The sequence below is a fragment of the Mycobacterium sp. 4858 genome (genome assembly GCF_900240975.1).
GTDB lineage: Bacteria > Actinomycetota > Actinomycetes > Mycobacteriales > Mycobacteriaceae > Mycobacterium.
The window spans coordinates 1575209-1599586 of the sequence record NZ_LT968776.1 but is presented as its reverse complement, the minus strand read 5'-3'; the positions used below and the strand labels follow the sequence as shown (position 1 = coordinate 1599586).

23 protein-coding genes and 1 pseudogene are annotated in these 24378 nt (G+C 70.6%); 10 read left to right on the top strand and 14 right to left on the bottom strand.

What is annotated here, in order from left to right; genetic code table 11:
• Window positions 1-30: 30 nt before the first annotated feature.
• A complete protein-coding gene (locus C1737_RS16120) occupies window positions 31-828 on the bottom strand; it encodes a DUF2867 domain-containing protein (protein ID WP_102418877.1) in 798 nt (265 codons plus the stop codon).
• Window positions 829-849: 21 nt separating this feature from the next.
• Between C1737_RS16120 and C1737_RS16115 the strand changes: the two genes are divergently transcribed.
• Window positions 850-1446: a TetR/AcrR family transcriptional regulator gene (locus C1737_RS16115; RefSeq protein ID WP_068097697.1), complete on the top strand. Its 597-nt coding sequence runs from the start codon at window positions 850-852 to the stop codon at window positions 1444-1446.
• On the opposite strand, the gene C1737_RS16110 is transcribed toward C1737_RS16115, so the two are convergent.
• The 4 genes and pseudogenes from C1737_RS16110 to glp form a co-directional block, all read right to left on the bottom strand.
• Window positions 1420-3597 carry an AAA family ATPase gene (locus C1737_RS16110; RefSeq protein ID WP_068097701.1) on the bottom strand — a complete coding sequence of 726 codons (2178 nt, stop codon included), beginning with the start codon at window positions 3595-3597 and terminating at the stop codon, window positions 1420-1422. The two genes, C1737_RS16115 and C1737_RS16110, sit on opposite strands and share 27 nt — an antisense overlap.
• On the bottom strand, window positions 3594-4457 hold the full coding sequence (pssA, locus tag C1737_RS16105) for a CDP-diacylglycerol--serine O-phosphatidyltransferase (RefSeq protein ID WP_067927569.1): 864 nt from the start codon (window positions 4455-4457) through the stop codon (window positions 3594-3596). The genes C1737_RS16110 and pssA overlap by 4 nt, the downstream gene beginning before the upstream one ends.
• A pseudogene (locus C1737_RS16100) lies at window positions 4454-5147 on the bottom strand (phosphatidylserine decarboxylase). The gene pssA and the pseudogene C1737_RS16100 overlap by 4 nt, the downstream one beginning before the upstream one ends.
• 128 nt (window positions 5148-5275) lie before the next feature.
• Window positions 5276-6481, bottom strand: a complete 1206-nt coding sequence (gene glp / locus C1737_RS16095) for a gephyrin-like molybdotransferase Glp (protein WP_068097708.1) — start codon at window positions 6479-6481, stop codon at window positions 5276-5278.
• Window positions 6482-6554: 73 nt separating this feature from the next.
• Between glp and C1737_RS16090 the strand changes: the two genes are divergently transcribed.
• Complete coding sequence (locus C1737_RS16090; RefSeq protein ID WP_102418875.1) at window positions 6555-7028, top strand: VOC family protein; 474 nt, start codon at window positions 6555-6557, stop codon at window positions 7026-7028.
• Window positions 7029-8471: an NAD(P)/FAD-dependent oxidoreductase gene (locus C1737_RS16085; protein WP_102418874.1), complete on the top strand. Its 1443-nt coding sequence runs from the start codon at window positions 7029-7031 to the stop codon at window positions 8469-8471.
• Between the two features lie 155 nt (window positions 8472-8626).
• On the opposite strand, the gene C1737_RS16080 is transcribed toward C1737_RS16085, so the two are convergent.
• Window positions 8627-9121: a cupin domain-containing protein gene (locus C1737_RS16080; protein WP_067927581.1), complete on the bottom strand. Its 495-nt coding sequence runs from the start codon at window positions 9119-9121 to the stop codon at window positions 8627-8629.
• A gap of 30 nt (window positions 9122-9151) precedes the next feature.
• On the opposite strand from C1737_RS16080, the gene C1737_RS16075 reads away from it, so the two are divergent.
• A complete protein-coding gene (locus C1737_RS16075) occupies window positions 9152-9847 on the top strand; it encodes a M24 family metallopeptidase (protein ID WP_102418873.1) in 696 nt (231 codons plus the stop codon).
• A 167-nt stretch (window positions 9848-10014) separates the two neighbouring features.
• On the opposite strand, the gene C1737_RS16070 is transcribed toward C1737_RS16075, so the two are convergent.
• Window positions 10015-10929, bottom strand: coding sequence for an SDR family NAD(P)-dependent oxidoreductase (locus C1737_RS16070; protein WP_102418872.1), 915 nt, complete (start codon window positions 10927-10929; stop codon window positions 10015-10017).
• Window positions 10930-11016: 87 nt separating this feature from the next.
• On the opposite strand from C1737_RS16070, the gene C1737_RS16065 reads away from it, so the two are divergent.
• Entirely contained in the window at window positions 11017-11598 is a 582-nt protein-coding gene (locus C1737_RS16065; protein ID WP_102418871.1) for a TetR/AcrR family transcriptional regulator, read from the top strand.
• Between the two features lie 2 nt (window positions 11599-11600).
• Here the strand turns inward: C1737_RS16065 and C1737_RS16060 are convergent, their stop codons facing one another.
• Window positions 11601-12368, bottom strand: coding sequence for an SDR family NAD(P)-dependent oxidoreductase (locus tag C1737_RS16060; protein WP_102418870.1), 768 nt, complete (start codon window positions 12366-12368; stop codon window positions 11601-11603).
• A 6-nt stretch (window positions 12369-12374) separates the two neighbouring features.
• Entirely contained in the window at window positions 12375-13961 is a 1587-nt protein-coding gene (locus C1737_RS16055) for an FAD-dependent monooxygenase (protein WP_102418869.1), read from the bottom strand.
• A 141-nt stretch (window positions 13962-14102) separates the two neighbouring features.
• Here C1737_RS16055 and C1737_RS16050 point away from each other — a divergent pair, with 141 nt between their 5' ends.
• The gene (locus C1737_RS16050; RefSeq protein ID WP_082973037.1) at window positions 14103-14681 is read left to right on the top strand and encodes a TetR family transcriptional regulator; all 579 of its coding nucleotides are present in this window, start codon (window positions 14103-14105) and stop codon (window positions 14679-14681) included.
• Between the two features lie 193 nt (window positions 14682-14874).
• Window positions 14875-16500 (top strand): chaperonin GroEL, encoded by a 1626-nt coding sequence (gene groL, locus C1737_RS16045; protein WP_102418868.1) that lies wholly within the window; start codon window positions 14875-14877, stop codon window positions 16498-16500.
• Between the two features lie 114 nt (window positions 16501-16614).
• Here the strand turns inward: groL and C1737_RS16040 are convergent, their stop codons facing one another.
• The 4 genes from C1737_RS16040 to C1737_RS16025 all read right to left on the bottom strand — a co-directional run bounded on the left by C1737_RS16040 (window position 16615) and on the right by C1737_RS16025 (window position 20374).
• A complete protein-coding gene (locus C1737_RS16040) occupies window positions 16615-17454 on the bottom strand; it encodes an endonuclease domain-containing protein (protein ID WP_102418867.1) in 840 nt (279 codons plus the stop codon).
• A 116-nt stretch (window positions 17455-17570) separates the two neighbouring features.
• The gene (locus C1737_RS16035) at window positions 17571-17969 is read right to left on the bottom strand and encodes a hypothetical protein (RefSeq protein ID WP_102418866.1); all 399 of its coding nucleotides are present in this window, start codon (window positions 17967-17969) and stop codon (window positions 17571-17573) included.
• A 30-nt stretch (window positions 17970-17999) separates the two neighbouring features.
• The gene (locus tag C1737_RS16030) at window positions 18000-18605 is read right to left on the bottom strand and encodes a PPE family protein (RefSeq protein WP_082972957.1); all 606 of its coding nucleotides are present in this window, start codon (window positions 18603-18605) and stop codon (window positions 18000-18002) included.
• Window positions 18606-18643: 38 nt separating this feature from the next.
• The gene (locus C1737_RS16025) at window positions 18644-20374 is read right to left on the bottom strand and encodes an amidohydrolase family protein (RefSeq protein ID WP_102418865.1); all 1731 of its coding nucleotides are present in this window, start codon (window positions 20372-20374) and stop codon (window positions 18644-18646) included.
• A gap of 54 nt (window positions 20375-20428) precedes the next feature.
• Here C1737_RS16025 and C1737_RS16020 point away from each other — a divergent pair, with 54 nt between their 5' ends.
• The gene (locus tag C1737_RS16020) at window positions 20429-20953 is read left to right on the top strand and encodes a mycothiol transferase (protein ID WP_102418864.1); all 525 of its coding nucleotides are present in this window, start codon (window positions 20429-20431) and stop codon (window positions 20951-20953) included.
• Between the two features lie 18 nt (window positions 20954-20971).
• Window positions 20972-21832, top strand: coding sequence for a hypothetical protein (locus tag C1737_RS16015; protein ID WP_102419975.1), 861 nt, complete (start codon window positions 20972-20974; stop codon window positions 21830-21832).
• Here the strand turns inward: C1737_RS16015 and C1737_RS16010 are convergent.
• Complete coding sequence (locus C1737_RS16010; protein ID WP_102418863.1) at window positions 21829-23553, bottom strand: cytochrome c biogenesis protein CcdA; 1725 nt, start codon at window positions 23551-23553, stop codon at window positions 21829-21831. The genes C1737_RS16015 and C1737_RS16010 overlap by 4 nt on opposite strands.
• 84 nt (window positions 23554-23637) lie before the next feature.
• Here C1737_RS16010 and C1737_RS16005 point away from each other — a divergent pair, with 84 nt between their 5' ends.
• On the top strand, window positions 23638-24324 hold the full coding sequence (locus tag C1737_RS16005; RefSeq protein ID WP_102419974.1) for a TetR family transcriptional regulator: 687 nt from the start codon (window positions 23638-23640) through the stop codon (window positions 24322-24324).
• Window positions 24325-24378: the final 54 nt, after the last annotated feature.

Sequence of the window (24378 nt, the reverse complement as noted above, 5' to 3'; positions counted from 1 at the left end):
AACTGGTTACGAGACACCCGGGCGAAGGGTTCAGGACTGCCCGGCCGTCGCCGTGAGGTCGTACCGTGCGGCGCGTGCCATCAGCCGCGGCGCCACGGCCCGATGCAGCGGGCCGACGACGGCCCAGACCGCGCGGGCGGTGAACCTGTGGCAATAATGCACGCGGGTGGTGAGGCCGGCGCGCCGGCCGTCGTGGCGCCGCAGCGTCAGCTCACCGCGCATCAGCGGACCCCGGGCGGTCAGCACGAGCTCGTCGCGATCCGAGCGCGCGATCGTCCAGCCGATGATGTGATCGGGCGACGAGACCGGCCCGAGGTCGAACCTCAGCAGGTGGCGGTGGATCCACAAGATCACGCCCCCACCCGGCGCATCCCGCAGGGCGTCGCGGAACGTCTCCTCGGCGGTGCGTGAGTCGCCTTGCGGGAGGGGCACTTCGAACACGTCGGCGTAGTCGGCGTGCGCGGCGGCGCTGGCGACGCGTTTCAGCGTCCACCGCGTGACGACGCGGTGACCGCCCGTGCCGATGACCAGCGCCCGGTAGGCCTTCCCGTGCGCGCCCGGGAAGGCCGCCCAGGTCGCCGCGCGCACCCGGGTGCGCCCCGGCGCCGCGTCCTCCAGCTCGAACACCCAGCGGTACACCGCGAACGGGTGCCTGCCCTTGAGCGCGAACCACTCCGGCGCCCGCGCCCCGTCCAGCACGAAACCGGGCGGCACGGTCGATGGATCGCCGGGGTCCCGGCACAGTACCGCTAAGAGTGCCGACCACGTGTCGCCACGGCTCGCGTCGACTGTTATGGCATGCTCATCGATATAGGATAATCGTTCCATATAGAAGGAATGTACTAGATCGTGGCACCTCCGCGAAAGCACGAAACCGACGTGATCCTCGACGCCGCCCGGGCCCTGGTGCTCGACGGCGGGCCGCGCGCGGCCAGCGTCGCGGCGATCGCCAAGGCCAGCGGAGCCCCCGCGGGCACGCTCTATCACCGGTTCGGCAACCGCGACGGCGTCCTGACGGCGGCGTGGCTGCGCGCGCTGGACCGGTTCCAGGCGCGGGCGCTGGCCGCCGACGGCCAGACTCCGATGGAAACCGCCACGGCGATGGCCGTGGCCGCCGTCAGCTTCGCGCGCGAGCTGCCCGACGACGCCCGGCTGCTGTTGACGATCCGGCCCGGTGACCTGCTCGACGAGGAACCCGACGCGGCGTTCCGCGAGACGCTGGCCGCGATGAACGCCCCGCTGACCGAGCGAATCGCGGCCCTGGCCCGCGGGCTGTACGGCAACAGCGGGCCCCGGTCCGTCGACGCCGTCGCGCGGGCGGTCGCGGACCTGCCGTACGCCGTGGTCCGACGCCACGCCCATGACGACCCGATGCCGAAATGGCTGGAACGCGACGTCGCGGCGTCGGCGCGGGCCGTGCTACGGGCCTTCGGCGAAGGCGCGTAGCGCCTGGACCTGCCCGGGATCCAGTGAGGGGCGCACGATTTGGCGCGCGGCCGCGATGTCGGCGGCCGTCACGTCGGTGGCGTCGATGGAGCGCCGCATCGCCGTCAGCGCCGCCTCCCGCAGCAGCGCCACGCAGTCGGCGGCGCTGTAGCCGTCGAGCCCGGCGGCGACCTCGTCGAGGTCGACGTCGTCGCTCAGCGGGACGGATTTGCCCGCGGTGCGCAGGATTTCGCGCCGGGCGGCGGCGTCGGGCGGTTCGATGAACACCCGCCGCTCGAGCCGGCCCGGGCGCAGCAGCGCGGGATCGATCAGGTCCGGCCGGTTGGTGGCGCCCAGCACGACGACGTCGCGTAGCGGGTTGACGCCGTCGAGCTCGGTCAGCAGCGCGGCCACCACCCGATCGGTCACGCCCGAGTCGAAGCTCTGCCCGCGCCGCGGCGCCAGCGCGTCGATCTCGTCGAGGAACACCAGCGCCGGGGCGGAGTCGCGGGCGCGCCGAAACAGTTCGCGGACGGCCTTTTCCGAGCTGCCCACCCACTTGTCCATCAGCTCGGAGCCCTTGACCGAGTGCACGGACAGCTGCCCGGTGCTGGCCAGCGCGCGCACGACGAACGTCTTGCCGCAGCCGGGCGGCCCGTACAGCAGCACCCCGCGGGGCGGTTCCACGCCCAACCGGGCGAAGGTGTCGGGATGCTGCAGGGGCCACAACACGGCCTCGGTGAGCGCCTGCCTGGCCTCGGCCATGTCGCCGACGTCGTTGAGGGTGACGTTGCCGACGGCCACTTCCTCGCTGGCCGAACGGGACAGCGGCCGGATGACGGTCAGCGCCCCGAGCAGGTCCTCCTGGTTCAGCTCGGGCGGGCGGCCGTCGGAGCTGGCGCGCGACGCCGCCCGCAGCGCCGCCTCCCGCACCAGCGCGGCGAGGTCGGCGACCACGAAACCAGGCGTGCGGGAAGCGATCTCAACCAGATCCAGGTCGCCGGCGGGTACCGACTTCAGCAGCGACTCCAAGAGCGCCTTGCGGGTGCCGGCGTCGGGCAGGGGCAGGCTCAGCTCCCGGTCGCACAGGTCGGGCGCGCGCAGCCGGGCGTCGAGCTGGTCGGGCCGGGCCGATGTGGCGATCAGCGCGACACCCTCGGTGGCCACCGCGGTGCGGAGCTCGCCCAGGATCAGCGCGGCCACCGGCTCGGGGGTGGCGGGCAGCAGGGCGTCGACATCGGTGATCAGCAGCACGCCACCGCCGTTGCGGACGGCACGCACCGCCGCGCTCACCGTCTTGAGCCGGTCTTCGGCGTTCAGCGCGCCGGCCTCCGGCCCGTCCAGCTTCACCAGCCGGCGGCCGTCGCAGACCGCGCGCACCAGCGTCACCTTGCCGACGCCGGCCGGGCCCGACACCAGCACGCCGAGGTTGGCGCCGGCGCCCAGCGTCTTGAGCAGGTGCGGCTCGTCGAGTGCGAGCTTGAGCCATTCGGCGAGCTTGGCAGCCTGCGGCTGCGATCCCTTCAGTTCCTCGACGACGGTCTCCGGTCCGACGACGTCGACGAACTCCTGCGACGGCCCGGCCGCGGACGGCACACCGGCGCCCCAGGTGACCAGCGAGTTGGGCTGCACGCTGACCGGTCCCGCCGGGTCGACGCCGGTGACCGTCAGCAGCTCCGACGTCCAGCTGATGCCGACCGAGGCGGCCAGCGCGCGGGCGGCGCCCGACGTCGAGAACGGCGGGCCCAGGTCGCGGGGCAGCAGCGACACGGCGTCGCCGACGGTCAGCACCTTGCCCAGCAGGGCCTGCCGCAGGGTGACCGGCGAGATCGACTGGCTGGCCAACGTCGAGCCGGACAGCGTCACCGACCGGGCGCCGTAGACGGTGACCGCGCCGACGATCACCGCGGTGCCCTCGCGCAGCCCCGCGTTCGACAGCGTCACGTCGTCGAGCAGGGCGGTGCCGACCGGGGTGTCCGGGCCGGCCAGGCCCACCACCGCGGCCGTGGTGCGCGAGCCCGTCAGCGCCACCGCGTCCCACTCCCGGATGCCCAGCGCGGCAACCGCGCTCGGGTGCAGGCGGACGACGCCGCGGCGCGAATCGACGGCGGCGGTGTTCAACCGCGCGGTGAGCGTGAGCTGGCGGGCCGCATCGTCGCCCGGCCGGCTCATCGCAGGCGCCCACCCGGCTTGTGCAGCCCGAGCCGCGCCATCGACCGGCGGTGCGGTTGCGCCCGGCGGATCGCGCGGCGGGCGGCGCGGCGCTGCTTGGGCTCGTCGGACCACGCCTCGGGGTGGGCGGCCAGCCAGCGCTGGTTGCGGACCGCGAACGGCACGTGGCAGAGGTAGGCGACGATGATCACCCAGATCAGGACGTAGGGCGCGAGCACGGCCGCGGCCGCGCAGATCGCCAGCAGCGCCAGCAGCGGCGCGGCCCAGCTGGGGGGCACCGCCGCGGCGTGCATCTTGCGCATCGGGATCTTGCTGATCATCAGCATCGACGTCCCCGTGATCCAGATGCACAGGAACGTCGTCGAGGTCCACCAGCCCTCGCCGAACTGCAACTTGAGCCCGATGAGCCCGATCATCGACACGGCGCCCGCCGGCGCCGGCATGCCGACGAAGAACTCGTGCGTGTAGGCGGGCTGGCTGCCGTCGGCCTGCAGCGCGTTGTACCGGGCCAGCCGCAACACCACGCACACCGCGTAGAGCAGGATCACCACCCAGCCGGCCGGCGACTTCGTCAGCATCGTCACGTAGATGACAATCGACGGCGTCACCCCGAAGTTCACCGCGTCGGCCAGCGAGTCGATCTCCTCGCCCATGCGCGACTGGGCGTCCAGGAGGCGGGCCACCCGGCCGTCCAGCCCGTCCAGGATGGCGGCCGCGGCGATCAAGGCCATCGCGGCCTTGGGCTGATGCTCGAGGGCGAACCGGATCGCGGTCAGGCCCGCGCAGATGGACAGCACGGTCATCGCGCTGGGCAGGATCTGCAGGTTGACCGGCCGCCTGCCGCGCGGCTTGCTGATCATGGCAGTTCGGCCAGCATGGTTTCGCCGGCGATCGCGCGCTGGCCCTCTCGGACCAGCGGGTCGGCGCCCGCCGGGAGGTAGGTGTCGAGCCGGGAGCCGAACCGGATCAGGCCGTAGGTGTCCCCGATGGTCAGCTTGTCCCCGACGCGCGCGTCGCAGATGATGCGCCGCGCCAGCAGGCCGGCGACCTGCACCGCCACCACCTCCGCGCCGCTGGGCGTCCGGATCCGCAGGCTGGTGCGCTCGTTCTCGGTGCTCGCCGCGGCGAGATCCGCCGACCCGAACCGGCCGGGCCGGTGCTCCACGGCGATCACCTCGCCGCTCACCGGCGCGCGCTGCACGTGGGCGTCGAGCAGCGAGAGGAAGATGCTGACCCGCGGCAGGAGCGCGTCGCCCATGCCGAGTTCGGCGGGCGGGGCGGCGGAGTCGATGACGCAGACCACCCCGTCGGCGGGCGCGACGATCGCGCCCGGCCGGGCCGGCGGCACCCTCGGCGGGTGGCGGAAGAAGCCCGCGCAGGCGGCCGCCGCCAGCAGGCCGGCCCGCCGCACCCAGCGGTGCCTGCGGCCGGCCAGCGCCACCGCCAGCCCGCCGGCGATGAACGGGCGGCCGGCCGGAGGCAACGCCGGGGCTGGCTCTTATAAACAACTCCCAGGCCCCGGGACGGGATGGGCGGGGGCGTCGTGCCACGCGGCCATCTTACGAAAGGCGGGGGCCGGTTGGTTCCCGCCCGCAGGGGGAACGCCCACCCTCGACATGCATGCCAACGACGAGACGGCGCCGCGGCTGCGCCGGGCCAAGACGGCCGTCACCGGGGGTTAGGTGAGGTCCCAGACCTGAAGCTCGGTCCCCTCCGACACCTCCACGACGTCCTCGGGGATGTCGAGCAGCGCATTCGCCGACGCCAGCCAGCGGAGGTGATGCGACGCCGGCGGCCCGTAACTGGTGACGGTGCCGGCGTCGCGGTCCAGCACCGCGCGCCGGAATTGCCGCTTGCCGCGCGGCGAGGTCAACGACTCGGTGAGCACGGCGGCCCGGTGTGGGCGGTCGGGGTCGGGCAGGCCCATGGCGTCGCGCAGCGCGGGCCGGATGAACACCTCGAAGGACACCAGCGCGCTGACCGGGTTGCCCGGCAGGGTGACGATGGTCGCGCCGGCCACCCGGCCGATGCCTTGCGGCATGCCCGGCTGCATCGCCACCTTGACGAACTCGACGCCCTGGTCGCCGGCGCGCCCGAAGGCGTCCTTGACCACCTCGTAGGCGCCGGCGCTCACCCCGCCACTGGTGATGATCAGGTCGCAGTCGGCCGCGTAGCGATCGAGGACCGAGCTGAATTGCGCCACGTCGTCTTCCGCGGTCGCCACGGCGACCACCTCGGCGCCGGCGTCGCGCACGGCCCCGGCCAGCATGATCGAGTTGGACTCGTAGATCTGACCGGGCCGCAGCGGGTTGCCCGGCGCCACCAGCTCCGACCCGGTGGACATCACCAGCACCCGCTGGCGCGGAAGCACCGGCAGCTCGGCCATGCCCAGCGCCGCGGCCAGGCCCAGCACGGCCGGGGTCACCAACTGGCCCCGTCGCAGCACGGTGGTGCCCTGGGCGACGTCCTCGCCCGCCCGGCGGATGTGCGCGCCGGCCGCGCGCGGCGCGCGGATCGAGACGACCGCCACGCCGCCGTCGGTGTCCTCGACCGGGACGACGGCCGTCGCACCGGCGGGCAGCGGCGCGCCGGTCATGATGCGATGCGCGGTGTTGGGCTTCAGCGTCAACTCGTCGGTGCGCCCGGCGGGAATGTCCTCGGCGACCTGGAGGACCACCGGGTGCTCGGGTGTGGCGCCGGACGTCTCCTCGGCCCGCACCGCGTACCCGTCCATCGCGGAGTTGTCGAAGACCGGCAGTGCCAGCCGCGCGACCACGTCCTCGGCCAGGACCAGCCCCTGCGCGTCGGCCAGCGCGGCGGTCACCGCCGGCCGGGGCTGGATGAGTTCGGCTACGACACGTTGATGCTCAGCTACCGACCGCACCCGGCCATTATCGGCCGGTCGGATTTCCCGGGCCGACCCGGTGAGGCGGTCGGTCCGACGTAGAGTCGAGAACGTGATTACCGGAGTGGCCCACACCGGCGTGTGCGTTCCGGATTGCGAAGCCGCCGTGGCGTTCTACCGCGACGTGTTGGGCCTGCGTGTGCTTTCGCCGCCGTATGTCATGACCGGTAACGCCATTCGCGACGACATGGGCGAGCTGGTGGCTGATCCCAGCATGAAGGCGGCCATCGTGGGCTTCGACGACGACGGCGATCGGGTGCTCGAGGTCATCGAATACCTCGGCGAAGACGGGCGCGCCGGCGGCCGGGCCCTCACCGATCACGGGCTGTCCCACGTCGGGCTGATCTGTGCGGACCTCGACGCCACCCGGGCGGAGCTGGAGCGCAGGGGGGTGCGCTTCCTGGTCAACGGAATCGCGGAGGTCGCCGGGGTGCGCACCACATGGTTCGCCGACCCCTGGGGTGTGGTGTTCATCCTGGTGGAGAAGAGCCGGCCGGGGCGACCGTACTACGCGCAATGGGCCTGAATGGGTGAGCAGCCGACCGTCGGGATCATCGGCGCGGGCGCCGGCGGCATCGCCATGGGCATCCAGCTGGCCGAGGGCGGCTACCGGTTCACCCTCTTCGACCGGGCCGACGGCTTCGGCGGGACCTGGCGGCACAACACCTTCCCGGGCGCGGCGTGCGACGTCCCGTCGCACCTGTATTCGTATTCGTTCGCGCCCAACCCGCGGTGGAGCAAGACCTACGCCAACCAGCCCGAGATCCTGGCCTACCTCGAGACCGTGGCCACCCGGCACGGGCTGGGCGCGCACCTGCGGGCGAACACCGCGATCACCACCGCGCGCTGGTCGGACACCCGGCGCCGCTGGACACTGACCGACGACAGCGGGGCCGAGCACGAGTTCGACGTGGTGGTCAGCGCCGTGGGAATGCTCGACGTGCCTCACATCCCGGACATCCCCGGGACGCAGCGGTTCCGGGGCCGCCGCTTCCACTCGGCGCGCTGGGACCACAGCAAGTCGACGGCCGGGGAGCGGGTGGCCTCCATCGGCACCGGCGCCAGCGCGATCCAGTACGTGCCGGCGATCGCCCCGAACACCGCGCACCTGACCGTGTTTCAGCGGACGCCGATCTGGATCGCGCCCCGGTTCGACTTCCCGTTCACCCCCGAGCAGCACGAGCTGTTCGAACGCGACCCGGCCGCGGCGCGCAAGCTGCGCGACGAGGCCTTCGCCGCCTACGAGTCGGCCAGCTTCGACGTCGACGACGCCCAGACCCGGGAGGCGACCGAGCTGGCCCGCAGCTACCTCATGCGCAAGGTCGCCGACCCGCAGCTGCGGGCCAAGCTGACGCCGGACTACCCCGCCGGCTGCAAGCGGCCGTTGATGTCACGCGACTGGTACCCCACGTTCGCGCTGCCCAACGTCTCCCTGGAGACGACCCCGATCGCCGAGCTGACCGAGCGCGGGGTGCGCACCGCCGACGGCGTCGAGCACCGCGTCGACACCATCGTCTACGGCACCGGGTTCACCGCCGCCGACTACCTGGCCAGCATCGACGTGTACGGAACCGGCGGCCATCGTCTCGCCGACGTCTGGAGCGACGGCGCCGAGGCCTACCTGGGCACGCTGGTGGCCGGCTACCCGAACTTCTTCACGCTGTACGGCCCCAACACCAACGGCGTCAACTCGATCATCTACATCCACGAGGCGCAGACGACGTTCGTCCGCCGCATCCTCGACGTCATGAACCGCCGCGCCGCGCGCACCGTCGAGGTGGCACCCGACGCGCAGCGCCGCTACAACGACGAGATCCAGGCCGCCATGACGGGCAAGGTGTGGCTGGCGTGCGACAACTATTTCCGGCATCCCAGCGGGAAGGTGGTCACCCAACTGCCTTACAGCGGGCGCACCTTCTTCGAGCGCACCCGCGAGCTGGTCGACGGCGACTACCGCTGGGGCGGGTGACCCCCCCGACCCGCGAGGTGATCTGCATCGGCGAGCGCGACCGCTTGACCCGCGCCGCGGCCCGCACCGGTGCGCTCATCGCCATATCGAGTTTTTGCTGAGCCCTGGCCGCCGCCCGCTTCGACAGCTTCGTTGCCTGCACAGCGACACCCTAGCTACTGCACCCAGTAGTTGTCGTGGCGGACGAACCACTCCCGGCGCTCGTCGTCGGTCATGTCGGCCAGCGCAGCGAAGCCTTCGAAGTAGGCCTCCCGCGGGGCGCCCGGGGCGAACAGCATCAGGATCGACGCCGGCTCGTCGGCCCCGTTGCGGAAGCCGTGGACGCCGCCGGGCGGCACGTAGAGGAAGTCGCCCTGCCGGCCGTCGGCCCACTGGGTGCCGTCGTAGAGCTTCATCGTTCCGGACAGCACGAAGAACGCCTCGGACATCGCCCGGTGAAAGTGCGGCCCCGGCCCGCCGCCGCCCGCGGGGATGTCGACCCGGTACAGCCCGTAGTCGCCGTCGGTGTCGCGCTGGTTGGCCAGGTAGTGGTACTTGACGCCCCCGGTTTCATAGTCGGGTGACGAGTCGGCCCGCTTGAGCCAGGCGCTGACCTCGGGCTGGTCGGCGGTGTAGCGGGGCGGGGGATACGGCGGCACGACGAGGGACATGCGCCCAGCCTGCCAGTTAGCATCGCCGGTGTGCAGAGGGCGGACGAACAGACGCGGGTGGAACGGCTGCTGGACGCGCAGGCCGGGGCCGAGCGGTTGTTCGACGAGATCGAGCGGCGCGCCATGATCCGCCCCGGCATCTCCGAGCGGCAGCTGTCCGACGAGATCAACCACCTGGCCGCGCGAATGTTGGGGGTGACCCGGCACTGGCATCGGCGGATCGTGCGGGCCGGCGAGAACACGCTGCAGCCCTTCAATGAGCGCCCGCCGGACCGGGTGGTCGCCGACGGCGACGTCGTCTTCCTCGACCTGGGGCCCATCTTCGCCGAGTGGGAGGCGGACTTCGGCCGCACCTTCGTGCTCGGCGACGACCCGGACAAGACGGCCCTCCGCGACGCGCTGCCCCGGGTGTGGCAGGCCGGCCGCGAGTACTTCGACCGGCGCCCCGACGTCACAGGCGCCGAGCTGTACGACTTTGTCGTCGGCGTGGCGCACTCCGAGGGATTCGAGTTCGCCAGCTCGATCGCCGGTCACCTGGTCGGGGAGTTCCCGCACCGCAAGATCGCCGGGCCCGGCGTCCAGTGGTACATCGCGCCGGGGTCGGACAAGCCGATGCGGCGCACGGACCCGGCCGGCCGCATCTGCCACTGGATCCTGGAGATCCACCTGGCCGACCGGGCCCGCGGCTTCGGCGGTTTCTACGAGCAGCTGCTCGACCTGCCCTAGTGCCGATCGCAAGCGCGGCGCAATGCGCCGGGCGCAGCGGGTCGGCATCATCTGCCCTAGTGCCGATCGCAAGCGCGGCGCATGTGCCGGGCGCAACTGCTCGACCTGCCCTAGTGCCGATCGCAAGCGCGGCGCATGCGCCGGGCGCAGCGGGTCGGCACCATGGCTCAGTCGGTGGGATAGACCACCCCGGTGAGCTGCTCGGAGACCTCCCAGAGCCGCCGCTGCAGCGCGGAGTCGTGGGACTTCTCGCTCGAAGCCACCAGCTTGGGATAGCCGCGCACCTCGCCGAACCCGTCCGGGCCGTAGTACTGGCCGCCGAGCACGCCCGGGTCGGTCGCGGCCCGCAGCGTCGGAAGGGCGCCCATGGCCGCGTCCTGAGCGATCACCGAGAAGAACACGTTGACGAGCGGCCGCAATGCCGTGGGCGTGTAGCGGCCCAGCTCGGTGTTCGACCCGCCGGGGTGGGCGGCGGCGGCAATCGTCGTGCCGTGGGGGGCGAGCTTGCGCTGCAGTTCGTAGGTGAACAGCAGGTTGGCCAGCTTGGCCTGCCCGTAGGCCGCCACCCGGTTGTAGGAGCGCTCCCATTGCAGGTCGTCGAAGTGGATGTCGGCGAGAATGCGGTGGCCCATGCTGCTCACCGTCACGACCCGCGAACCGGCGACCGGCAGCAGCCGCTCCAGCAGCAGGCCGGTGAGCGCGAAGTGGCCCAGGTGGTTGGTGCCGAACTGCATCTCGAAGCCGTCTTTGGTGGTTTCCTTTGGCGTGTACATGACGCCGGCGTTGTTGATCAGCAGGTCGATGCGGTCGTAGTCGGCCTTGAGCTGTTGGGCCGCGGCGCGCACGGAGTCCAGCGACGTCAGGTCGAGTTCCTGGAGTGCGACGTCGGCGTGCGGGCTCTTGGCGGCGATCCGGGCGGCGGCGTCCTTGCCCTTGTCCAGGTTGCGCACCGCCAGCACGACGCGGGCGCCGTGGTCGGCCAGCGCGGCGGCGGTCTCGTAGCCGAGGCCGGTGTTGGCCCCGGTGATGACGGCGACGCGTCCGGTCTGGTCGGGGATGTCCGCTGCGGTCCATTTGGCCATGGAAGCTCCTTCAACTTGTAGACTAAGCGGGGCGGGCGCTCCGGTTGATTCCGACTATACGGAACGCACGCTCCGCTTTGTCAACCGATGGGTGGTAAACACTTGGCGCAACCCGCACGGCCGTTGCGCGCCGACGCGGCACGCAATCGTGCCCGCGTGCTGGACGTGGCCTACGAAACCTTCGCGGCCGAGGGCCTGTCCGTGCCGATCGACGAGATCGCGCGGCGCGCGGGGGTCGGGGCCGGCACCGTCTACCGGCACTTCCCGACCAAGGAGGCGCTGTTCACCGCGGTCATTGCGGACCGGATGCAGCGGATGGTCGACGACGGGTGCGCCCTGTTGGAGTCCGAGGGGCCGGGGGAGGCACTCTTCGTCTTCCTGCGCTCGCTGGTGTTGCAGTGGGGGGCGGCGGACCGCGGCCTGGTGGACGCACTGGCCGGGTACGGAATCGACATCGCCTGCGCCGCGCCCGAGGCGGAGGACGCCTTCAAGGCCATGCTCGGCGAGCTGCTGCGCGCCGCGCAGGAAGCCGGCACCGCGCGGCGGGACGTCGACATGGGCGACGTGAAGGCGATCCTCGTCGGGTGCCAGGCGATGCAGGCCTACGACCCGGTGTTGGCCGAGCGGGCGACCGGCGTCGTCATCGATGGTTTACGTCCGCCCCGATAGGGTCACATCCATCCCCCGGACGCGTCGAGCGTCGCGCCCGTGATGTAGGAGGCATCCGCACACAGCAGGAAGGCCACGACGGAAGCGATTTCGTCCGGTGCGGCCAACCTGCCGAGCGCGTTGAGGGATTGCAGCAGGGCTTGAAAAGGCACCTCGGCCAGTGCCGGGGGTATGTAGTCGCCGGCAAATTCGGCCGCCATGTCGGTCGCGGTTCCGCCCGGGGCGATGGCGTTGATGGCGATCCCGCGCGCGGCGAGTTCCGGCGCGAGGTTCAGCACCATCGCAGATACCGCCGCCTTGCTGGCCGCATACAGGGTGTGGCGTGCGACGGCGACGCGCGCGCTCACCGACGAGGTCAGCACGATCCGGCCGCCGGTCGGCATCCGAGCAACCGCCGCTTGGGTGACGAACAGCTGGCCGGCGACGTTGATCCGGAACACCCGGTCGAAGTCGGCCAGGGTGAGGGATTCCAGTGCGCCGAAGTGCTCGACGCCGGCGTTGCTGGCAAGCAGGTCGATCCCGCCGAAGGCGGCGTTGACGCGCTCCACCAGATCGCTGGTTTGGGCGGGATCGCCGACGTCGGCGCGAAACGCCGCCGCCTGATGTCCGGCCGCACGGAGCTCGTCCACTAGGGCGTCGGCCGACTTCTCATCCGACGCGTAGTTGACCGCCACCGCCGCGCCTTCGGCGGCCAGCCGTCGCACGATCGCCGCGCCGATGCCCCGGCTTCCGCCGGTGACCAGCGCCCGCTTACCGGCAAGGGTGTTCACCGGCGGTCAGCCCCTGATCGTGGCGAAGTAGGTGGGCACCGTGGTGGTGTCGTCGAGGGCGGCGACGGCACCGACGTAGCCGTCCGGGCGTATCACTACCCGCCCACCGCCCGTGAGCCCAACCCGTTGTGCCACAACGCTGTTCGGGTCGGCGATCACGGCGTCGTAGCCGGCGACGGACGCCTCGTCGCCGGTCACCAGCACCTGGACCTGACCGTCGCCACCGGCGGCGGGGGCCACCTGCTCGGGGGCGATGGTGACCACGGTGTGCCCCGGGTTCTGGCTACCGCTCACGACGCTCAGCTGCTTATGCACGGCCACGTCGGACACGTGCGGAAAATATTGGCCGGCAACTACTTTCGCATGCGCTGGAGGTTTCCCCACGGCGATCGGGCTGTCCTGGTAGCCGATGGTGACCTCTTCCATCAAGTTGGCCATGGCTCGCCGGGCCGCCGGGATGTGCGACGCCGTTTCGATCACCACGTCGCGGATCCGGCCGGCCACCCCGGACATCGTGGCGAGCCTGGTGAGCCGGTCGGTGAACGTGATGACGTGCTGGGCGACCGGGAGGCGCTCGGCCTCGTAGCTGTTGAGCAGCGTGTCACCGCCTTCGCCGTTGACCGCCGCGGCCAGCTTCCAGCCCAGGTTGAACGCGTCCTGCATGCCGGTGTTCATGCCCTGTCCGGCGGCAGGGCTGTGGATGTGAGCGGCGTCGCCGGCCAGGAACGCCCGGCCCCAGCGGTACGCGGGAACCCTCGCGTGGTGTATCTCGAAACCGGTCAGCCAATGTGAGCGCACCAACCGGATGTCGCCGATCCGCTGATCGAGTATCTGCTGCAGTTCCTGCTGGCTCGGATTCCGGTTGACCGGGGTACCTGGTGCGTCGCGCACCGGGGCGAGGAATCGGATCCGCCCGTCGCGCATCGGCAGCACCACCACGGGACCGTCGGGGTGGAAGAAGGTGTACCAGGAGTCCACATCCAGCGTGTGCTCGGCGTCGACGTCACCCATCACGACATGTGTCCCGGTGAAGGAACCGGCGAGCTTCGTGCCCACCAGGCGCCGCACCGTGCTGTGCGCTCCACCGGATCCGACGACCCAGGAGGCGCTGAGCTGTTCGACCGGACCGTCTTCCGGGCCGTCGGAGCGCCGCAGGGTGAGGTGGACGGCGTCGGCGTCCTGGGTCAGTGCCACCAGCTCGACGTTGCGCTCGACGGTGACGCCGAGCGATTGCAGGTGCTCGCCCAGGACGCGTTCGGTCTCGGTCTGCGCCGTGACCAAACAGAACGGGAACGCGCTGTCGACCGCACCGAACGGGATCCGGGCCAGTTTTTTGTGGCCGGCGTAGCACTCCATCGCGCTGGTCTTGACCCCGGTGCTCACCAGTTCGTCGACGATGCCTATCCGGTCGAACATGTCGAGGCTGCGCGCGTGCACCGCGATCGCGCGCGAGTGTTCGGTGGGTTGCGCCAGCTTGTCGATGACCCGAACGCGCACGCCGCGGCGGGCGAGTTCGGCGGCGGCGACCAGACCGACCGGTCCGGCACCGACGACGAGAACATCGGGGCCTTGGGGGGATGGAGCGGCGGCCATGTCTTCCTCCTGTGGGTGGGGGTAGTTGAGACGAAGTTTCACGCCAGCGTGAGTCTAGGTTCAGCGCCGGGGAAATTTCACGCTATGGTGAAACGTATGGCGAAGAGGCCGATAACTCCCGGTCCGCGAGATGAACGGGGGGTGCTGGCCGCGAAGATTGTTGTCGCCGCCCGTGATGAGTTCGCCGAACACGGCTGGGCGGGAACCACCATCCGGGCGGTGGCGCGCGCGGCCGACGTCGACCCCGCGCTGGTCTATCACTACTTCGGGACGAAGGAGCGGTTGCTTGACGCCGCGACGAACCCGCCGCAGAAATGGCTGGAAGCCGTCGCGAAGGTCTGGACGACACCGACCGAGAAGCTCGGCACCGCCCTGGTCCAGGTGCTGCTGGCGAGCTGGTCCGACGAGGAGATCGGGCCGACTATGTGTGCCATCCTGCAGACCGCCGCGCACGAACCGACGGCGCGCGAGAAATTACGGCGTGGGGTAGTCGACAGCATGATGAACAGCGCGGCACTGGACGGCGACGAACGGGACCGACTGGTTCGCAGCGGGCTCATCGCGTCGCAGATGGTGGGTTTTGCGCTGATCCGCTACGTCTGGAAGATGGAGCCTCTCGCGTCGATGCCGGATGACGAGGTGATCGCCGCAATCGCACCCAACCTGCAGCGTTATGTCGACTGTGACCTCACCAACGGGTCTGCTCAGGCGAGGGGCTGAGCCGAGCAGCCGCCTGGTCGACGGCAACCTTGCACTCGGCATAGGCGAGTGCTAAGAATGACTTTGGCACTCGCGACCAGTGAGTGCTAGGTCGGGACGGTGAGACTGAAGCCGAACACAGCTGCGGTCGTCCGTCGCGGGCACTGCGTCCGGCCAAAGACGTGTAACCCCCAACCGGAGGATTCACTTCGCAATGTCCAAGATCATTGCTTACGACGAAGAGGCCCGTCGCGGCCTCGAGCGGGGGCTCAACGCCCTCGCCGACGCGGTAAAGGTGACGTTGGGTCCCAAGGGCCGCAACGTCGTCCTGGAGAAGAAGTGGGGCGCCCCCACGATCACCAACGATGGTGTGTCCATCGCCAAGGAGATCGAGCTGGAGGACCCGTACGAGAAGATCGGCGCCGAGCTGGTCAAGGAAGTCGCCAAGAAGACCGACGACGTCGCCGGTGACGGCACGACGACGGCCACGGTGCTGGCCCAGGCCCTGGTGAAAGAGGGCCTGCGCAACGTCGCGGCCGGCGCCAACCCGCTGAGCCTCAAGCGCGGCATCGAGAAGGCGGTCGAGAAGGTCACCGAGACCCTGCTCAAGTCGGCCAAGGAGGTCGAGACCAAGGAGCAGATCGCCGCCACCGCCGCGATCTCCGCGGGCGACCAGTCGATCGGCGACCTGATCGCCGAGGCGATGGACAAGGTCGGCAACGAGGGCGTCATCACCGTCGAGGAGTCCAACACCTTCGGCCTGCAGCTCGAGCTCACCGAGGGCATGCGGTTCGACAAGGGCTACATCTCGGGCTACTTCGTCACCGACGCCGAGCGTCAGGAAGCGGTCCTGGAAGACCCGTACATCCTGCTCGTCAGCTCCAAGGTGTCGACCGTCAAGGACCTGCTCCCGCTGCTGGAGAAGGTCATCCAGGCGGGCAAGCCGCTGCTGATCATCGCCGAGGACATCGAGGGTGAGGCTCTGAGCACCCTGGTCGTCAACAAGATCCGCGGCACCTTCAAGTCGGTCGCCGTCAAGGCCCCCGGCTTCGGTGACCGCCGCAAGGCGATGCTGCAGGACATGGCGATCCTCACCGGTGGCCAGGTCATCAGCGAGGAGGTCGGCCTGTCGCTGGAGAGCGCCGACGTCGCGCTGCTGGGTAAGGCCCGCAAGGTCGTCGTCACCAAGGACGAGACCACCATCGTCGAGGGTGCCGGTGACACCGACGCCATCGCCGGGCGCGTGGCCCAGATCCGCCAGGAGATCGAGAACAGCGACTCCGACTACGACCGCGAGAAGCTGCAGGAGCGCCTGGCCAAGCTGGCCGGCGGTGTTGCGGTGATCAAGGCCGGCGCCGCCACCGAGGTGGAGCTCAAGGAGCGCAAGCACCGCATCGAGGACGCGGTCCGCAACGCCAAGGCCGCCGTCGAGGAGGGCATCGTCGCCGGTGGTGGCGTGGCCCTGCTGCACGCGGCCCCGGCGCTGGACGAGCTGAAGCTCGAAGGTGACGAGGCGACCGGCGCCAACATCGTGCGGGTGGCGCTCGAGGCTCCGCTGAAGCAGATCGCCTTCAACGGTGGCCTGGAGCCTGGTGTGGTGGCCGAGAAGGTCCGCAACTCGCCCGCCGGCACCGGCCTGAACGCCGCCACCGGTGAGTACGAGGACCTGCTCAAGGCCGGCGTCGCCGACCCGGTCAAGGTCACCCGCTCGGCGCTGCAGAACGCGGCGTCCATCGCGGCGCTGTTCCTGACGACCGAGGCCGTCGTCGCCGACAAGCCGGAGAAGGCGGCCGCTCCCGCGGGCGACCCGACCGGCGGCATGGGCGGCATGGACTTCTAGAAAGTCAACGAAAGAGCCCGGTCCCCCTGGGGGCCGGGCTTTTTCGTGCGTTGAGTGTGGGGGCTGGGGACGAAAACTGCCCGGAAATCGTCCGTAGCCCCCACACTCGATGACTCAGACAGGACATCCGGCCTCTCGAAGCTTGGCTCTGACCCGCTCAACCGTCACATGCCGCCGCGACAGCATCTCGGCACTGACCCTGACGACAGACCAGCCGGCCCCTTCCAGCAGCGCGATTCGCTCGATGTCCCACGACCTCTGATATCGGTTCTCCCAGTGCTGGATGCCGTCGTACTCGACGGCGACCTTCCACTCGCGCCATCCCATGTCGACCCGGATCCGTAGGTCGCGAAACTCGATCTGTGTCTCCGGCCTGGGCAGTCCGGCGTCGAGCAAGAGCATGCGCAACCGGGTTTCCTGTGGTGACTCCGCACCGCCGTCCGCAAGTGCCAGCGCGGCCCGCAGCCGCCGGATGCCTCGGGCACGCGAGTGCCGGTCGGCGACGGCGACGACCTCCGCGGGTTTTACACCCGTCGCATGGAGCAGGGCGTCGAGGATGGGGACCGCCTTGGTAGCAGCCGCGCCGCAACCGATGTCGAAAGCGGTGCGCGCCGGGGTCGTCAAGCGGATTCCCGCGACGGTGCACACCTCGTCATCGGCGAGCTGATAGCTGTGCACCACGACGCCTCGCTGTCCCCGCCGGTCGGCGCGCACGATTTCCGCGGGCGCAGCCGCATCGAGCCATCTGGTGCCGAGTACCGCGGCCGCCGAGAGGCCGGCCAGGGTCGCACCCGTCGATAGCCACGCCGCGTGTGCTTTGGTAACTGCCGTCAGCTCCGCGTCTTTTCTGATGTACACGTCGCGGAACACGGGTCGATACCGGGTGCGCAATTGGTTGCGGGTGACGGCACCGCGTTCCAGCGCGAAACTGCCGCGGAACGGCCAATCGTCCATGTGGCCATGGTGAGCGCGGGGCCGCAGCCACGGGTTCGCCGAGTGTGGGGTCTGTGGACGAATTCCGGTCTGGGGACGTACACAGGGCCCACACTCGGCGACCGCCGTGGCGCGCCCTAGGCCGGCAGGGAGAACACCACGCAGTCGTGCAGGCAGCCCTTGGCGGCCTCCGGCGAGTCGGGGTCGGCGTCGCGGTGCAGCAGCGCGCGGGTGGGCACCACCTCGAGGCGCACCGCGTCCCCGGCCTCGGTCACCTCGGCGGTGCCGTCGACGATCAGCGAATAGCCGCCGGGCTCGGCCGGGGGCCACAGCAGGGTGACGTCGCGACGCTGGGCCAGATTCTGCCGGGTGCGGCCGCCGATGAGGCCGACGTCGAGTGTCGCGTCGCGCAGCTGCGGCTCGACCGTCACGGTGTGCACGCGGTAGTCGTCGTCCGCGGTGACCAGGTAGGCGTACGGATAGTCGGGGAGAGCGGCCCCGAGCCGCTCGATGTCCACCCTCTTCTTCGTGCGCATGGTGCTCCAGGATAGGCGCGGGGCGGGGCGCTAGAGCGTGCGCGGAACTCGCGCCGCCGGGAGGCCGAACGTGAGCTGGCCGCTGCTGCTGAAGTGGAAACCGAGGTTCTGCAGAACCTGCTGCCAGGGTGCCAACTTCTCCACGGCCGCCGACGCGTCGGCGTGGTAGCCGTACATCGCTTCCACGTCCGACGCCCACATCTGGTCGTAGGCGGCCTCGATGTCGGCGATCGCAGGGGTGTTCTGGCCCAGATGATTGGTGGCCGACAACGCGTGGGCGAGTGCGCGATTGGCGGCGACCACCGCCGGCTGCACCGTCGCCGCCAGGGCGCCCTCGAACGCGGCCGCGACGGCGGAGGCCTGACTGGACACCGCCTGCGCCTGCGCCGCCGCCGCGCTGAGCCAGCTCACGTAGTGCGTGGCGAGGGCCATCATCGCCGCCGACGACGGGCCCTGCCAGGACCCGCTGGCGAGATTTGACGTGACCGAAGAAAACGACGAGGCTGACGATGCCAGGTCCTCGGCAAGGCCGTCCCAGGCTTCCGCGGCAGCAAGCAGCGGCCCGGCTCCGGGACCCGAATGGATTCGTGCCGAGTTCACTTCTGGCGGCAACCACGCAAAATGCGGGCTCGTCACCGGCTCAACTTACCCGGGATCTGGCCGTTTTGGTGGCGTTATTGCGCGGCTGCTGGCCTGGGCTGCCGCCCGCGGACCAACTTGCCGGGACGGGCGTCGGTCGGCACGCCGTTCTCCGCGATCACTTCGCCGGCGACGACGGTGGCGACGTACCCGTCGGCGGTCTGGTCCAGGCGCCGCCCGCCGGCCGGCAGGTCGTAGGCGATGACCGGTTTGTGCAGCCGCAACGCGGCGTGATCGATGACGTTGAGGTCGGCCTTGTACCCGACTGCGATGCGGCCCCGGTCGCCCAGCCCGGCGATGCGGGCCGGCACCGAGGTGAGTTCGCGGACGGCCTCCGGCACGGTGAACCGCCCGCGCTTGCGGTCGCGGGCCCAGTGCGCAAGAAAGTATGTCGAGTAGCTGGCGTCGCAGATCATCCCGTAGTGCGCGCCGCCGTCGCCGAGCCCCAGCACCACGTCGTCGCGGTGCAGGAGCTCCCCGACGGTGTCCAGCGAATTGCCCTGCAGGTTGCTGGTGGCCACCAGCAGCATGGCGCGGCCGTCGTCGTCGAGCAGCCGGTCGTAGGCCTCCTCCATGGGGTCGACGCCGCGGGCCCGGGCCCGCGCCCCGACGCTGGTCGACGGGTCCGGCTCGTAGTCCGGGTTGTCGCCCAGCGGGAAGATCCAGTCCCACATCTGCGCCACGTACAGGATCGGATGACCGACGCCGGGCTTGTCGGCCAGGATGCGGGCGCGCACCTCCGGCTTGCGCATCTCGGCGACCCGCTCGGCCAGCGGCAGGTGGGCGATCTCCCGGTAGCTCGGGTAGAGCACGAACGGGTTGGCGGACAGCTGCAGCCCGATGATCAACCCGATCGGACGCGGAAGCAGCTGCGCGGTGATGTCACCGCCCGCCGCGTTGGCCTTCTCGATCATGGTGATGGCGTCCGGCCAGGTCGGGTCGCCGGCGTTGGCGACGACGAGTGTGAACGTGAGCGGCAGGCCGACGTCCTCGGCCACGTCGAACACCATCTGCAGCACCGGTTCGTAGCCGCCGGCCGGGATGTCCGGCACGAACTGCAGCAGGCCGCCGCCCCCGTCGACGACACCGCGGGCGATCTCCTCGATCTCCTCGCGCGCGGCGTCGTAACTCGGGATGGGCGAACCGCTTTCCGTCTTGTGGATGGTCAACCGGGACGACGCGAAGCCCAGCGCCCCGACCTCGACCGCCTCCTTGGCCAGCGCCCGCATCTTGGCGAGGTCCTCGGCGGTGGCCGGCTCGCGGTTGGCGCCGCGCTCGCCCATCACGTAGACCCGCAGCGGGGAGTGCGGCAGGTACGCGGCGACGTCGATGTCACGCCGGCCGGCGTCCAGCGCGTCCAGGTATTCGGGGAACGTCTCCCATGTCCAGGGCAGGCCGTCGGTCATGACGACGCCGGGGATGTCCTCGACGCCGGCCATCACGTCGACGAGCACGTCGTGGTCCTCCTGGCGGCAGGGGGCGAAGCCCACCCCGCAGTTGCCCATGACCACGGTGGTCACCCCGTGCGCCGACGACGGCGTCAGGCGTTCCGACCAGATGGACTGCCCGTCGTAGTGGGTGTGCAGGTCGACGAAGCCCGGGGTGACCAGCAGCCCGGTGGCGTCGATCTCCCGCCGTGCGGCTTCCCCGTTGACGGCGCCCACCGCCGCGATGACGCCGTCTCGCACCGCGACGTCGCCGACGAACGGCTCACCGCCCAGCCCGTCCACGATGGTGCCGTTGCGGATGATGAGGTCGTAGGTCATTCAAATAATCTACGACCGCGCCCGCGGGTGGTGCCAGGATCTAATGTCGCGGGTATGGCCAACACCTCCAGCCCCGACTCCGCCGCCCAAGAACTGCTCCGCGATGCCTTCACCCGGTTGATCGAACACGTCGACGGAATTGCCGACGGGTTGACCGACGAGGTCGCCAACTATCGAGTCACCCCGCACGCCAACAGCATCGCCTGGTTGCTCTGGCACAGTGCGCGGGTGCAGGACATCCAGCTGGCCGACGTGGCCGGCGTCGAGCAGGTGTGGCTGCGCGACGGCTGGGCGGACCGGTTCGCGCTCGACCTGCCGCGCAACGACACCGGCTACGGGCACGGCCCGGAGCAGGTCGGCAAGGTCAAGGCGCCCGCTGACCTGCTGTCCGGCTACTACCACGCGGTGCACAAGCTGACCCTCGAGTACGTCGCCGGCGTGACCGCCGCCGAACTTCAGCGGGTGGTCGACACCAACTGGGACCCGCCGGTGACCGCCAGTGCCCGGTTGGTGAGCATCATCGACGACTGCGCCCAACACCTGGGGCAGGCCGCGTACGTGCGCGGAATCGCGCCCTAGGGCTTGGGTTTTCGCGACGTGCGATTGGTGGCCGCGGTCTTGCGGGCGATCCTGTGGCTGGCCACGACCGTCGCGCTGGCCGTGGCGATCCCGGCGGCGTGGCTGCAGTGCAACGTCGTCAGTGAGGCTGGCTACGCCGCGCTGGCCCAGCGGGCCGCGGGTGATCCCGCGCTGCAGTCCGCGGCCGCGGACGAGCTGACCAACCGCGCGATGGCGCTCATCGCGGATCGCACCGGGGGACGCCGGCCGGTCGACGCGGCGCAGTTGCACCAGGCCGCCGCCGCGTTCACGGCCGGGCCGGCGTTTCCGGCGCTGTTCGCCAGGGCGAACCGGACGGCGCACCGCTGGTTGTTCAGCGCCGACGGGGCCGGTGGATCGTGGGCGATCGACGTGGCACCGATGCTCGAGGACGCCTCGCTGCAGCGGATACTGAGCAGCCACAACGTGAAAGTGCCTGCGACGCTGAGCGTTCCACTGACGGCGTCGACGCCGCGCTCGCTGCGGCCGGGGCAGCTCAGCCCGCTCGCCACCTGGGGGCCGTGGGTCAGCGTCGGCGCGGCGGCCCTGAGCGTGATCTGTGCCGTGCTGACGCTGGCCGCCGCCCGCCGCCGCGGCAAGGCGCTCACGAGCCTGGGGGTTTCCGCGCTGCTGGTCGGCGCCGGCGGGTGGGCGGGCATCGAGATCGCCGGCCGCAGCGTCGATGCCGCGCTCAACCACACCACCGGCGACATCCGCCGCATCGCCGAGGTCATGGTCGACCACGCGGAGGCGGGCCTGCACCAGTGGCTCAACCTGGCGCTGCTCACGGGCGTGGCCCTGGCGATCGCCGGCGTGCTCGTCGCGATGCTGGGCAGTCTGCGGAAGAAACCCGCCGGCTAGCCGAAGGTGAACGAAAAGACTTGCAGCCCAGGGCTGACCCGCATGTCGAGCTGGTCGCTGCGCGCCTCCGGGTCGGCCACGACCCGGTGCAGGGTGGGCGGCCCGCCGATCGGAGTCGTCGTCGTCGTCCCGTCCCGCGTCACCGTGAGCGTGCCCGTCCCGCCGACGACGACGTAGACGTCCTTGGCGGTGTAGTTCAGCCGGATGGCCGCGTCGTCGCTGTCGGCGGTGGCGCCCTGGTCGTCGAGCTTCCACCGGCCGGTCAGCGCGAACCTGTCGCCGGCCAACTGCGGCGGGTAGCCGAACGCACCCGACTTGTAATCGCCTGCGCCACCGTAGTTTCGGGCCCGGTCGATCCCGAGGTAGGTCTCGGGCGTGAGCCGGGTCCGGGGCGTGGTGTCCGGCGACTGCGTCGGCGCGGGCAGCCGGGCGCCGGGACGGGCGTCGGCGATCAGCTCGCGGATCAGCTTCTCGGTGCCGTCGTAGTCGCCTTCACCGAATTTGGTGTGCCGGACCGTTCCGTTCGCATCGATGAGGTATTCGGCCGGCCAGTAAAGGTTTTGGTAGTTGTTCCAGGTGGTGTAGTCGTTGTCCAGGGCGACGGGGTAGGTGATGTGCAACGCGGCGGCGCCGCTGGCGACGTTGGCGGGCACCCGTTCGAAGGCGTATTCGGGGGTGTGCACCCCGATGACGACGAACCCCGCGTCGTGGTACCGGTTGTACCAATCGACCACGTGCGGGATGGCCCGCTGGCAGTTGATGCACGAATACGCCCAGAAGTCGATCAGCACCACCTTGTCGCGCACCGCCGCCTCGTCGAGCGGTTTGCCGTCCGGGGTGTTGAGCCACCCCGTGACCCCGCCGACCGCCGGTGCCGGGCCGCACTGCTGCAACTGGGTGGCGCCGTCCATGCAGTTGGTCAGCGCGCCGCTGGCGCTGACCCCGGCCGGGCTCAGCCGCAAGCCGCCGGACCCGGGCGGCGGCGTCGCCGCGGCGGGGTTGAGAGTGCGCTGGAGTTCGTTGCCACCGATCTCGTTCTGCATCGCCGTCGTGTAGTCCGGGATCGCGCGCTGCAGCATCGCGGGGAGGTTGAAGACCAGCGCCACGGCCAGCACCACCATCATGATCCCGCCGGCGACCTGAATCGCGCGCTGGCGGCGGCGGAACGCGGCGACACGTTCGGCGACGCGCCGCCCGGCCAGCGCGAACGCCAGCAGCGGCAGCGCATTGCCCAGCGCGAACGTCCCGGTCAGCACCAACGCGCCGGCCCCGATCGTCTGCGTGCCGCCGGCGACCACGATCGCCGCGAGCACCGGGCCCGCGCACGGCACATACAGCGCGCCCAGGGTCAATCCGAGCCCGAAACCGTCTGCGTTGGCGCCGATTTGCCGCTGCGGCAGGTAGCCGAACGGCCGCTCGATCAGGTGCTGCAGGGGCGGGAAGATCAACCCGAGGCCGATCAGCACCAACACCACCAGGGCCGCCCACCGGATCGCGTCCTGCGGCAGGTGCAGCGCCGTCAACAGCCCGGAGCCCACCAGCGTGGCCAGCGAGAAGCTGCAGACCAGGCCGGCGATCACCAGGTAGGGCCGCGCGGCGGCACTGAGCCCCCGGGTGCTGCCCGCGCCCGATAGCAGAAGGACCGGCAGCACCGGCAGGATGCACGGCGAGATGCCGGTGATGAGGCCGCCGAGGAAGCCGATGAGCGCGATGGTGTGCATACCTACATACACCTTTACCCGGCCGGGAAGGTTCAATGTGGCCCGGTGCAAATCACGCCCCGTGCGTTATACAAATCACACAACGTGCGTTACGCTCTGGCGGTGGCGCAACTCACCTTCCAGCGCGCCCGCACCGAGGAGAAGAAGCGCCAACGTGCGGAGGCACTCGTGGAAGCCGCGCGCTCGCTGGCGCTCGAGACGGGCGTCGCCTCGGTCACCCTGACCGCCGTCGCCAGCCGGGCCGGTATCCACTACTCCGCGGTCCGCCGCTACTTCAGCTCGCACAAGGAAGTTCTGCTGCACCTGTCGGCAGAGGGGTGGGTGCGCTGGTCGACCACCGTGTCCGAGAAGTTGGCCAAGCCGGGCCCGAAGTCGCCGTCGCGAATCGCCGAGACGCTGGCCGATGCCCTGGCCGACGACCCGCTGTTCTGCGACTTGCTGGCCAACCTGCACCTGCACCTCGAGCACGAGGTGGACGCCGAGAGGGTGGTCGAGGTTAAGCGGATCAGCACGGCCGCCACGCTCTCTCTCGCCGATTCCATCGAGAACGCGCTGCCGGAACTCGGCCGCTCGGGGTCGCTGGACATCCTGCTGGCGGCGTACTCGCTGGCGGCCACGCTATGGCAGGTGGCCAACCCGCCGGAGCGCCTCACCGACGCCTACGCCGAGGAGCCGGAAGTGGTGCCGCCCGAATGGAATCTGGACTTCGCCTCGGCCCTCACCCGCCTGCTGACCGCGACGTGCGTCGGCCTCATCGCGGAGAAGCCATGAACAAGGAGGCCGGGGAGCCATGGCTTGGCGAACTCCAACCGGGCGAAGACGGGA

Coding starts and splice junctions, on each gene's coding strand:
- C1737_RS16055 (WP_102418869.1), bottom strand. CDS start 13,961: ATGGCCGCCGCTCCATCCCCCCAAGGCCCCGATGTTCTCGTCGTCGGT.
- C1737_RS16025 (WP_102418865.1), bottom strand. CDS start 20,374: ATGACCTACGACCTCATCATCCGCAACGGCACCATCGTGGACGGGCTG.
- C1737_RS16035 (WP_102418866.1), bottom strand. CDS start 17,969: ATGCGCACGAAGAAGAGGGTGGACATCGAGCGGCTCGGGGCCGCTCTC.
- C1737_RS16080 (WP_067927581.1), bottom strand. CDS start 9,121: ATGTCCCTCGTCGTGCCGCCGTATCCCCCGCCCCGCTACACCGCCGAC.
- C1737_RS16120 (WP_102418877.1), bottom strand. CDS start 828: ATGGAACGATTATCCTATATCGATGAGCATGCCATAACAGTCGACGCG.
- C1737_RS16020 (WP_102418864.1), top strand. CDS start 20,429: ATGGCCAACACCTCCAGCCCCGACTCCGCCGCCCAAGAACTGCTCCGC.
- C1737_RS16110 (WP_068097701.1), bottom strand. CDS start 3,597: ATGAGCCGGCCGGGCGACGATGCGGCCCGCCAGCTCACGCTCACCGCG.
- C1737_RS16085 (WP_102418874.1), top strand. CDS start 7,029: ATGGGTGAGCAGCCGACCGTCGGGATCATCGGCGCGGGCGCCGGCGGC.
- C1737_RS16040 (WP_102418867.1), bottom strand. CDS start 17,454: ATGGACGATTGGCCGTTCCGCGGCAGTTTCGCGCTGGAACGCGGTGCC.
- pssA (WP_067927569.1), bottom strand. CDS start 4,457: ATGATCAGCAAGCCGCGCGGCAGGCGGCCGGTCAACCTGCAGATCCTG.
- C1737_RS16070 (WP_102418872.1), bottom strand. CDS start 10,929: ATGGCCAAATGGACCGCAGCGGACATCCCCGACCAGACCGGACGCGTC.
- C1737_RS16065 (WP_102418871.1), top strand. CDS start 11,017: ATGGGTGGTAAACACTTGGCGCAACCCGCACGGCCGTTGCGCGCCGAC.
- C1737_RS16010 (WP_102418863.1), bottom strand. CDS start 23,553: ATGCACACCATCGCGCTCATCGGCTTCCTCGGCGGCCTCATCACCGGC.
- groL (WP_102418868.1), top strand. CDS start 14,875: ATGTCCAAGATCATTGCTTACGACGAAGAGGCCCGTCGCGGCCTCGAG.